This is a genomic window from Synechococcus sp., assembly GCF_982614295.1.
In genome coordinates, this window is sequence record NZ_CEXBMR010000056.1 from 1 (window position 1) to 9,976 (window position 9,976).

At 48.2% G+C, this 9,976-nt stretch carries 10 protein-coding genes and 1 pseudogene; 6 read left to right on the forward strand and 5 right to left on the reverse strand.

Annotation, left to right across the window (positions count from 1 at the left end):
* Nucleotides 1–554, reverse strand: a pseudogene (locus tag AC2JC8_RS08850) (hypothetical protein); the annotation flags it as partial.
* A 303-nt stretch (nucleotides 555–857) separates the two neighbouring features.
* Here AC2JC8_RS08850 and AC2JC8_RS08855 point away from each other — a divergent pair.
* The gene (locus AC2JC8_RS08855) at nucleotides 858–1,103 is read left to right on the forward strand and encodes a hypothetical protein (protein WP_484594559.1); all 246 of its coding nucleotides are present in this window, start codon (nucleotides 858–860) and stop codon (nucleotides 1,101–1,103) included.
* Nucleotides 1,104–1,191: 88 nt separating this feature from the next.
* A complete protein-coding gene (locus AC2JC8_RS08860) occupies nucleotides 1,192–2,283 on the forward strand; it encodes an FKBP-type peptidyl-prolyl cis-trans isomerase (protein WP_484594560.1) in 1,092 nt (363 codons plus the stop codon).
* Here AC2JC8_RS08860 and AC2JC8_RS08865 read toward each other — a convergent pair.
* Complete coding sequence (locus AC2JC8_RS08865) at nucleotides 2,240–3,742, reverse strand: apolipoprotein N-acyltransferase (protein ID WP_484399782.1); 1,503 nt, start codon at nucleotides 3,740–3,742, stop codon at nucleotides 2,240–2,242. The genes AC2JC8_RS08860 and AC2JC8_RS08865 overlap by 44 nt on opposite strands.
* Before the next feature lie 31 nt (nucleotides 3,743–3,773).
* On the opposite strand from AC2JC8_RS08865, the gene ptrA reads away from it, so the two are divergent.
* The 4 genes from ptrA (at nucleotide 3,774) to AC2JC8_RS08885 (ending at nucleotide 6,052) form a co-directional block, all read left to right on the forward strand.
* On the forward strand, nucleotides 3,774–4,394 hold the full coding sequence (gene ptrA, locus AC2JC8_RS08870; protein WP_484399784.1) for a Crp/Fnr family transcriptional regulator PtrA: 621 nt from the start codon (nucleotides 3,774–3,776) through the stop codon (nucleotides 4,392–4,394).
* Between the two features lie 24 nt (nucleotides 4,395–4,418).
* Entirely contained in the window at nucleotides 4,419–4,739 is a 321-nt protein-coding gene (locus AC2JC8_RS08875; RefSeq protein ID WP_295459397.1) for a phasin family protein, read from the forward strand.
* A gap of 32 nt (nucleotides 4,740–4,771) precedes the next feature.
* Nucleotides 4,772–5,383, forward strand: a complete 612-nt coding sequence (locus AC2JC8_RS08880; RefSeq protein ID WP_484399785.1) for an FKBP-type peptidyl-prolyl cis-trans isomerase — start codon at nucleotides 4,772–4,774, stop codon at nucleotides 5,381–5,383.
* Between the two features lie 69 nt (nucleotides 5,384–5,452).
* Complete coding sequence (locus AC2JC8_RS08885; RefSeq protein ID WP_484399786.1) at nucleotides 5,453–6,052, forward strand: superoxide dismutase; 600 nt, start codon at nucleotides 5,453–5,455, stop codon at nucleotides 6,050–6,052.
* Nucleotide 6,053: 1 nt separating this feature from the next.
* Here the strand turns inward: AC2JC8_RS08885 and queA are convergent, their stop codons facing one another.
* From queA to AC2JC8_RS08900, 3 genes are all read right to left on the reverse strand, one after another.
* Nucleotides 6,054–7,151 (reverse strand): tRNA preQ1(34) S-adenosylmethionine ribosyltransferase-isomerase QueA, encoded by a 1,098-nt coding sequence (queA, locus tag AC2JC8_RS08890; protein ID WP_484594561.1) that lies wholly within the window; start codon nucleotides 7,149–7,151, stop codon nucleotides 6,054–6,056.
* Nucleotides 7,152–7,162: 11 nt separating this feature from the next.
* The gene (locus tag AC2JC8_RS08895; protein WP_484594562.1) at nucleotides 7,163–9,016 is read right to left on the reverse strand and encodes an APC family permease; all 1,854 of its coding nucleotides are present in this window, start codon (nucleotides 9,014–9,016) and stop codon (nucleotides 7,163–7,165) included.
* An 18-nt stretch (nucleotides 9,017–9,034) separates the two neighbouring features.
* On the reverse strand, nucleotides 9,035–9,976 hold a 942-nt coding region (locus AC2JC8_RS08900; protein ID WP_484594563.1), incomplete at its 5' end, for a dihydrolipoamide acetyltransferase family protein.

The following is a 9,976-nucleotide window of genomic DNA, read 5'->3' on the forward strand; positions in this document are numbered from 1 at the left end:
ATTGGGAGCCAACAAGCATTAGCACCGTGTTTCTGGACGGCAAATAGCAGAAAAGCTGCCACATCTCCAAGACCTCTTTTCCTCCCCTCGCCACCTAAAGGCGTTTTCCCGAAGTGCTGCTTCGCATAGGCCTTCATCAAGCTTGCGCCATCTCTCGGCTGGGGCTTTACCTTCAGAGTGGTTAGAACCTTGATTATCCGAGTGGCGGTGTCCGTCTTGGTATTGCCACGGTTATCCGCCCGTGATTCCAAAAACGACCGCGCCACACCTTCCCATTCGACATATGGAATTCCTGTAGCTAAAGCCGTCTTCTTCTCAGGAGTCATGGCCCCCGAAAAGCAGCGTGAGTGAGCTTCTCTCAGGCCGACCTGATGCTCATTCATCGTCAGGAGCAGCTTCGCGACGGCACCACTGATTGCCTGTGCGTTGCTTGGAGCGAATTTGAAAGGGATCACCACCCACTGACCTGAATCATTTCCACCACCCCTGATTCCGAATTGAGTGGCCGAATTTTTTTCCCGCAGACGCAACCCGCTGCCGTACTGAAGCTTCAACTGTCTGCGGAGCAGTTGGTCCCAGGTAATAGATCTCGTTTTCATAGGGTGAGCCCTGGGCGCGTTTTTGGGCGCATTCTGACCGCAGCAAGCGCTAACAGGCTATGTCAGGCCAAGCAGATGAATGCTGAGATCCTTTGCTATCAGTGAATTCAACGGCAGTGCGACTAGCTAGCAGCAAGCATTAGCACCTGCATGGCATGCAGGGGGTCAGCGGTTCGAATCCGCTTGGCTCCATTTTTAATAAACTATTATCAAAGGGATTATGTTAATATTGCAATAGATGCTCTTTAGGTAAGATTAATGCACTACTTTTTTGATATTTTAGCCAAACCCCTCAAGATTATTTGTATTTTAGCTGCGCTTTTTTTGATTCATCCAGTGATAGCTGATGAGAAAAAGATAGAAACGGTAGACCTAGAATCCGTTAAAAAGAATTGGGTGGATGAAATTAATACTACCGAATATATGCAGCGTGGTTCTGAAAGCTTCAAACAAAAAGGCATGCCGTCTGCAAATTGCGATCGCCATGGGTGTTACAACTATTAAATAATCCTAACTCGAATTTTCAGAAAATCTTGATATGCATACACAGATGCACCTATAGAATGTATATTAGAATAGTAGAAAAAGAGCAATGCCAGAACTACTAAGCGGTGGAGTTGAGCGCAGCTACCTCCGTGATCTCAACGGTATTGCCACCCAACTGGGCGATACGATTTCCGTGCGCTACACAGGAAAACTTAGTAATGGCAATGTATTTGACAGCAATGCTGATGGCATTAAACCTGAATTTAGTTTTCAGCTTGGGGCAGGCCGGGTAATTAAAGGCTGGGACACCGGGCTTTTAGGCGTAAATGTTGGTGATGTTGTACTCCTATCAATCCCAGCAGATCAGGCCTACGGCGCTAAAGCAACAGGTTCCATACCTGCTAACAGCCCTCTTAATTTCCAGGTAGAAGTGCTGGGCCGCAGCAATGCAACAGCCTCCGAACGGCTTTCTGCTCTTCAATTTGGTGTGCCCAACACAGTGTTGCAGGCATATCTCGCAACTGCTAACAGCCAGGAAGCTGATCTCAAAGGTTTAGATGCAGCTGATCAATTAACAATTGGCCCAAAAGGCGGCGCAGTTCTTGCCGCCGCTGGCAATGATTCACTTACCGGTGGCCTTGGCAACGATCTTCTTGCAGGGGGATTGGGCGCAGATATCTTTGTGTTATCCGTAGGTAATGATGTAATTAGTGATTTCAATATTACAGAGGGCGATATTATTATCGGTAGAGCAAATCTTCAGCGTAGCTTAGTTGATACAGTAAGTGGTTTATCAATCAACTATTCCGATGGCAGCAGCACTTTATTGGCCGGCATAAGTTCTACAGGTTTTGATGCGAAAAAGGCTTTTCTTGATCTTTCCGATATTTCCACAATCCCCATAAAATCAGGTGGAATTTCTCCAGAATCAGCTCAAGACCTTAAAAAATCAATTAGTTATGATTATCTAGCCAGCTATGCTGACCTCACAACAGTAATTGGTAATAACTTAGAGCTTGCAAGTAAACACTTTTATCTATTTGGGTTTCAAGAAGGTAGATCGATTGATCGCTTTAATAATGCAGCTTACCTAGAAGCAAATCCAGGTGTTGCAAATTCAGCCTATTTCCGAGATCGTGCTTCAGAACATTTTATTATTTATGGTTCAAAAGAGGGCCGCGCTGCAACGATCTACTAAACCACAACCAACCGCCAGCGCTGATAGCAAGCATTGATAAAAGCGGAAGCTGGTTAAATTGATCATAAAAAGTTAATTTTGTTCTGCGTTTTAGTTTCATTGCTGCAATATCAGGTTTTTTAAACTCCAGTCCTTTTCGTTTTTTCCCTGTTGCATCCAGCACCGCTGTAGGGCCAGTATTACCAACACTTAAAAGCCAGCGACCAGTTTCTATCGCCCTTAATTGTGCTAATGCTAAAAATTGCTGCTGCAATTGCAGTGGATATGGATCAAGATTTGCCACAGTTAAAATCCACTCAGCTCCCTCCTTTACCGCAGTTGCTAATGATGATCCATCGGCTAGTTCATAACAAATAGCTCCCGCTATTGGTCCGATTGGATTTGGTAGATCCAGCAGCCTTGAGCCGTTTCCAGGCTGCAATCCTCCTACAGCTGAAAGTCCGCTCCACTGCAACCATTCACCCCCTGGCACCCATTCCCCAATTGGCACTAATCGATGCTTATCAAGCCAACTTTTTGGTTTTAGATTCCCTGCTGGAAACCACAACAAGCTGCTGCGATCTTCAATTCCATCACGCCTAAAACCACCACTAATTACAGCTACATTTTTTGAATTGGGTTGTTCGCCTTCAGGCAAAGCACCCTCTGGTAGCACCACAGCTGCAGAGCCATTGACTTCTGCTTCACGAATCGCATCGCCGAGCAAATAACGCTGCCTTTGTTGCATCTCCCAATTGAATTTTTCACGGGTGGGTAATGCCGGTTGCACCACCTCCAGCTGCAATTTTTGGCTGCTCTCCACATCACTATTAAAAGCAAGTCCAGCAGCGCCAAAACCATGGGCTGCAAGCACCACAAACAGCAGCAAGGACCAGGCTTGCCGCCACAGCAACCAACTGATAATTAGTTGCACCGCAGCAAGGAATCCTGCTCCACCAAATGCCGCCAAGCCAGCCAGGGGCCTATCTCCTGGTAATGCAGCAGCACCCAGGCCAAGCCAAAACAAAGGCCCTTTTGCTAGCAACACCTCCATCAGCCCCCACAACAAGGCCGCAAAACAAGCGCTGTATAAATGCCGTGGCCCCAGCCTTTGCACCAAGCCGCACCACATCGCCACCAATAACGCTGCCGCTGCTGCACAGATCAACAACAGCAAAACCACCACAGGCAAACTCAAAACAGCAGGCACCCCCAACCAGGTGAGGGGATGCAAGGCCAGTAGCCAGCGATGACTCACCAGCACCGCCGCCGCACCCCAAAGAGCTCCGCCTCCAGGCCCGAAACGCCAAAGGGGCAGCAATGCAATCCACATCAACCAAGGCCAACCAAGCGGTGGCAAGGCATAACCAGCTAGAGCACCTGCCGCTATCGGTAGCCAACCGCACCATCTAACAATTGTTAGCCAATCCTTAAGCAGATTGGCCCCATTCCTTAGCCCGCCAGACAGGTAATGCTTCATACATTTGCAAGTGTTCTCCGATGCATCGGCGATGGTTGCCAGCCCCCAGCGCGACGATTTAGGTTTAAGGGAACTACTGGAATCAAGCTTTAGTAAGCGCAATTTAGTTCCTATGCCCGCTGGCAGCCAAATACCACTACTTAAAGATCACGTGTGGTTAGTGGTGCGGGGCATGACAAAGCTGGTTACTTCGTACATGAGTGGTGATGAAGCCCTGCTGGGTTTAGTTGGCCCAAATGAACCCTTTGGTGAGCCCCTAAGTTCCGTTGCCCCATACGAAGCAATAACGCTCTGCGATAGCGATCTGCTCTGCTTGCGTTGGGATGAACTGCTAGATGATCCCTGCCTGTGCCGCGCGATGTTGCTAGCCATGGCACGCCGCTACCGCCAAAGTGAAGCTTTATTGGCCTTGATGGGTCTAAGGCGGGTGGAGGAGCGTTTGCGCGGTTTTCTTGAACTGCTTGCTTTGCATTACGGGCAACCCTGTGAGGGCGGTACCCGCATCGGTTTACGCCTCACCCATCAGGAATTAGCCAGCAGCTTGGGAACCACCCGCGTAACGATTACTAGATTTATTGGGCAATTGCGAGATGAAGGCTGGTTACTGATGGAACCCGGTCGTTTTCTCGTGCTTAAGGCCAAGGCCCGCTAAACCATAGAAAGAAGCATTTGTTGAATGGATTCAGCTAACCCCCTCCAACAACTACTAGTGAGGGGTCTTGGTACCACCAATCTGGTGCTTGAGCGCTTGAAAGCCGTAACCCAAGATTGGGTGCTCAGCGGTCGTTTAGATCCAAATCAAGCCACTGCCCTTGTTGATGAGGTGGCTTCCGCTATGCGTGGTGAGAATCCAAGCGCTGAAAAGCAAGCAGAGCGACAGCTAGAACGCAATTTTGATAACTTCCTCCAAGACGTGGGGCTAGCGCGTCAAAAAGAATTAGATGAATTGCGCGGCCGCATCGATCGCCTCGAGCAACAGCTGCGTGAGGGCACCTGACAGAATCCCATCGATCCCAAAAAGCTGCCGCCATGCGCGAGATCCTTATCAGTTCAGCTGTATGTGTCGCCTGCCTCCTAGTAGCGCTTGCAAGCCAGTTGATCTCACCAACCGCCATGGTTAATGCTGCGGCACCAATAAGCCAAAGCCGTGCCGCTTTTGAATTAGATCCAAACGACCCCAACCCACAATTATTTGCTATGGCACCTGACGTGGCACCTGGAGCTGCACCTGACAACAGTGAAATAGCCAAAGGCAAGGCTGCCGATCTACTGGGCTCAGATGATCTTGTTGCAGCTAAAGAGCGCACTACTGCATCTGGATTGAAAATCACTGATATCACTGTCGGAACTGGCGCAGAAGCCAAAAGTGGCAACAAAGTTTGGGTGAATTATCGCGGCACACTCACCAACGGCAAAGAATTTGATAGCAGCTACAGCCGTAATGAGCCCTTCAACTTTCCCCTCGGTGCAGGCCGCGTAATCCGCGGCTGGGATGAAGGCGTTGCCGGAATGAAAGTTGGCGGTAAGCGCAAGCTGGTTATTCCTCCAGATCTCGCCTACGGCGAACGGGGTGCGGGGGGGGTAATCCCCCCAAATGCCACCTTGATATTTGATGTTGAACTGGTCAAAATCGCACCTTAACTACGTAGGGAAACCAGTCGCAATCGTTAGTATTTCAGCGTATTAATCCTTCCCTCAGCTCCCAACTCAATGGCCCACACCCTTGCAGCCCTGCCTTACGCCCTCGATGCTCTCGAGCCCCACATCTCCCGTGGAACCCTTGAATTCCACCATGGCAAGCATCACGCTGGTTATGTAACCAACTTGAACAAACTTGTTGAAGGTGGAGATCTTGCTGATAAAAGCCTAGAAGAAACAATTGCCGCTGTAGCTGGCGATGCCACTAAAGCTGGCGTATTTAATAATGCAGCCCAAGTGTGGAACCACAGTTTCTACTGGCAGTGCATTAAGCCTGGTGGTGGTGGAAAACCAAGCGGTGCTTTAGCCGAAAAGATTGATGCTGATTTCGGTAGTTTTGATGCTTTCGTTGAGCAGTTCAAAGCTGCTGGTGCAACCCAGTTTGGTAGTGGTTGGGCCTGGTTAGTACTAGATGGCGGCACCTTAAAAGTTACAAAAACTGCCAATGCAGATCTTCCACTAGCCCACGGCCAAACAGCACTGCTCACGATGGATGTATGGGAGCATGCATACTATCTTGATTACCAAAACCGCAGGCCTGATTACATGGCTACTTATCTTGATAAGCTAGTAAATTGGGATTTTGTTGCTGCTAACTTAGCTGCTGCTTGATTTAGTTAATAACCGTCTCTGGCGGGATCCACATAGCATCACCATAGGAAAAGAAACGATAACCCTGCTCAATCGCTTCTTCATATAGTGCCATTAGCCGCTCGCGGCCAATCAAGGCGCTCACTAAGAGTAGAAGAGAACTTTTGGGCAGGTGGAAGTTAGTTAGTAAACCTTGCACTAAAACAAATCGATAGCCCGGCTGGATCACTAAATTCACCGGGCCTTGATGTGTCTTTAATACTCCATTATTTAATTGAGCTACCGCCTCAAGGCTGCGAACACTTGTTGTACCTATTGCTATTAATCTGCCTCCTCTTTTTTTGCAAGCCTCCACAGCTGCCACAGTTTCTGCTGTGATCTCCACCCATTCACTGTGTAGCCGCAACTGGTTTAGATCTTCGCTATCAAGGGGCTTAAACGTTCCTAAACCAACATGCAATGTGATGTATGCAATTTCTACTCCGTTACTTTTAAAAATCGCAAGCAATTCATCACTTAAGTGCAAACCAGCGGTTGGAGCTGCAACAGCACCAGGCTTGGAAGCAAATCGGGTTTGATATCGCTCATTATCACTATCATGATGTTCATGGATATAAGGCGGTAAAGGAATAGCGCCATAACGCAATAGCAAAGGTTCAAGGCTTGCGCCATCAACACATCCAGCTGGAAACTGAATAATCCTGCCACCACTTTCCCCATGAGTTGCCAGCACCTGCAGCGCTAAAGGGGGCTGGCCTGCAGCTAAAACTTCAAGCCAATCGCCAGGTTTTAATTTCTTTGCTGGTTTAGCAAGGCAAACCCAATCACCACTGCCATCAGCACCGGGCTCCAAAACCAATAGTTGCACTGCTCCGCCACTCGCCCGCCGCGCCTGCAAGCGAGCCCTCAAAACCCTCGTGTTATTCACAACTAATAAATCACCTTTCTGCAACTGCTGCGCCAGGTTCCACACTTGCAAATGATCACAGCCTTCAACAGGCTTCACCGCCAACATCCGCGCTTGATGGCGTGGCTCTATTGGCCGTTGGGCAATCGCTGCTTCCGGCAAGTGGAAGTTGTAACTAGAAAGCTTTGAATCTACTAAGTTTTGATCAGTCAAATCCCAAAACCTTAACAGCTTAAATAATAACGAACTACTGTAAATACTCGATTATGCTGATTAACCAAGGCTTGGCGCATGTTAATCGACCTTTGATTTAGCAGCAACCCATCAAAGGGTTGCTTAGGTATCGCCATAGGCATGATTATTGTATGAAATAAATCTGGATACTTTTCTTCTTCTGATTCAACACATTCAACAAACGGAGCTACCAGTGATGCGCCTGGGCTAGCCATTACCCGAAATTCAATTCCTGTATTTACGCCCACCACAGCTTGCCATGCCGCTTCTATTTGCTCACTATCCTCATCATCAGATTTCACCCAAACCGCCAACACATGATCAGCAATTGCAGCTGCATAACGCAGGGCATTAATTGTTGGTTCTGTTATTGAAGGCACCCAAACAATTGCACGATTGCCAAGTGTTTTAGTGCGTTTTGGTATCTCCAATACATTTATCTGGCCAGGTGCTATTGCCATTGCACCATAAACTTGGCGATAACGCTGGCGCACCGAAGCCAACAGCAAAACAATAATTGGCACAATTACTACTACTGTCCAAGCGCCTTGATTAAATTTACTTACAACAATAACCAATAAAACTAATAAAGTTGTAAATGCACCAAGCCCATTCATCAACATTCGGCCTAGCCAAGCCGAGCCCCGCAGGCGCCACCAATGCAACACCATGCCGGCTTGAGATAATGTGAATGCAGTAAAAACGCCTAGTGCATATAGATTAACTGCTACGGTTGTATCACCTTGGCATACAATAATTGTTAAACCTGCAGCTAGTAAAAGAATTAATATTCCATTTTGAAACACTAAACGATCCCCAACCCAACCCATCTGTCTTGGCAGAAAACGATCATTTGCAAGCAATGCTGCCAAGCGCGGAAAATCAGCAAATGAAGTGTTAGCAGCAAGGGCTAGTATTAATAATGTTGATATCTGCAAGGCCCAAAGCAAGGCGCTATTTTCACCAAATACGCGCGTTCCGATCTGTGCCATCACCGTAATGTTTGGATTTGGCGCAACCCCATAGGCATAGCCAAGGGCACTAACACTAAAAAACATCGCCGAAAGTATTACACCCATCACAACCATTGTTAATCGAGCATTTGCAGCTGCGGGCTCTCTAAATAGCTTCACACCATTAGAAATAGCTTCAATACCAGTCATTGCTGAGCAACCAGAACTAAAGGCTCGCAAAATCAAAAACAAACCCAGCGGCTCCAATGCTTTTACAGGTAGCGGCGCTGCAGCATGGAAACCATGGCCAAAAGCAAGATTAAAAACACCGCCAAGCGCAAGCACAACCACCATCAAAACAAAGGCATAAGTGGGGTAAGCAAACAATTTCCCTGCATCCTTAACGCCCCGCAAATTGGCCCAACCCACTAACACCAACAGCACGATCGAAAAACTCACCTCATGGGGCAATAATTGCGGCAATAAAGAACTAAGGGCCTGGGTGCCAGCCATCAAACTCACTGCCGCAGTTAACACGTAGTCGATCAGCAGGGAAGCAGCTGCCACCAAGGAGGCAATGGTGCCAAGGTTTTCCCGTGCAACCACATAGGAGCCGCCGCCCTGGGGATAGGCCTCAATCGTTTGGCGATAAGAAAGCACAACAATTGCCACAAGAGCAATGATTGCCAAGGTGATCGGCACCGACAGTTTCAAAGCGCCACTGCCTGCCAGCACCAAAACACCAAGGGTTGCTTCTGTCCCATAGGCCACCGATGAAAGAGCATCGCTGGAGAGTATTGCTAGGGCCTCAAAACTTGGCAGGGTGGCTGCATCTAGTTGATGGCGCGGCAAAGGTTTGCCAAAAAATGTTTGCCACAGCCTAAAAATCAAAATACAGCCTCTTTAATTTCAGAAAAGCGCCAGGTTTTCTGGTTCGTTTTCAATTAATAGCGCTAGATCTTTAAGGAAAGCAGCTGCGTCAGCCCCGTAGATCACTCGGTGATCAGCGGTGAGATTCACCTGCATTTGAGATTTAACAGCAATTGAACCATCGGGATTCGCAACTACTACAGGCTTTGAAGCTCCCACCGCCAAAATTGCACCTGTGCCAGGAGGCAAAATCGCATCAAAACGATCAACGCCAAACATTCCCAAATTTGAAAGGGTGAAGGTGCCGCTGTTGTATTCCTCTGGTTTGAGTTGCTTGGTGCGAGCCCTTGCCACCAGATCAGCCCAATTTCGAGAAAGGCTATAAAGATCAGTGCGATCGGCCTGAGCTAGCACTGGCGTGAGCAGTCCGCCCCCTTCCATCGCCACCGCAACTGCCACATTGATGGCGTTTGGGAAACTGATGCCAGCATCGCTATAAGCTGCATTAATTAATGGATGACGAACCAGAGTTAAAGAGACAGCCTTCGCCAAAAGGGCTGTCATGGTAACGCCTTTTGGCTTTACTTGCTTATAAAAAGTATCTAATTTTGTTGTTCCTATTGTATATCCCACCCGAAAGCTAGGTGTATTCAAACTAGCCAACATATTGCGGTTAACCGCTTGTTGCAGGGTGCTAAAAGCTTTGATTTCGCCTGGTTGAGCTAATACAACTGGCGCTGCAACTTGTATTGCTGCAACTGGAATTGCTGCTTGAGCTGGTGATTTTCCAGCAGCTTTTTCCACATCAGCTGCTACCAGGCGGCCATGGGGACCACTACCCAATAAACCTTCAAGTTTCACCCCAAGCTGTTGGGCAAGCTTGCGGGCCCTAGGGCTTGCCACAACGCGATTGCTGCCAATAGGAACTGGTGTTGCAACTGCTGCAACGGGTGCCGAAGTTGCTATGGGCGCAGGGGTTGC

Bases quoted from the DNA above. Each gene is read 5' to 3' on its own strand.
- AC2JC8_RS08855 (WP_484594559.1), top strand. From the start codon at position 858: ATGCACTACTTTTTTGATATTTTAGCCAAACCCCTCAAGATTATTTGT.
- AC2JC8_RS08860 (WP_484594560.1), top strand. From the start codon at position 1,192: ATGCCAGAACTACTAAGCGGTGGAGTTGAGCGCAGCTACCTCCGTGAT.
- AC2JC8_RS08865 (WP_484399782.1), bottom strand. From the start codon at position 3,742: ATGAAGCATTACCTGTCTGGCGGGCTAAGGAATGGGGCCAATCTGCTT.
- ptrA (WP_484399784.1), top strand. From the start codon at position 3,774: ATGGTTGCCAGCCCCCAGCGCGACGATTTAGGTTTAAGGGAACTACTG.
- AC2JC8_RS08875 (WP_295459397.1), top strand. From the start codon at position 4,419: ATGGATTCAGCTAACCCCCTCCAACAACTACTAGTGAGGGGTCTTGGT.
- AC2JC8_RS08880 (WP_484399785.1), top strand. From the start codon at position 4,772: ATGCGCGAGATCCTTATCAGTTCAGCTGTATGTGTCGCCTGCCTCCTA.
- AC2JC8_RS08885 (WP_484399786.1), top strand. From the start codon at position 5,453: ATGGCCCACACCCTTGCAGCCCTGCCTTACGCCCTCGATGCTCTCGAG.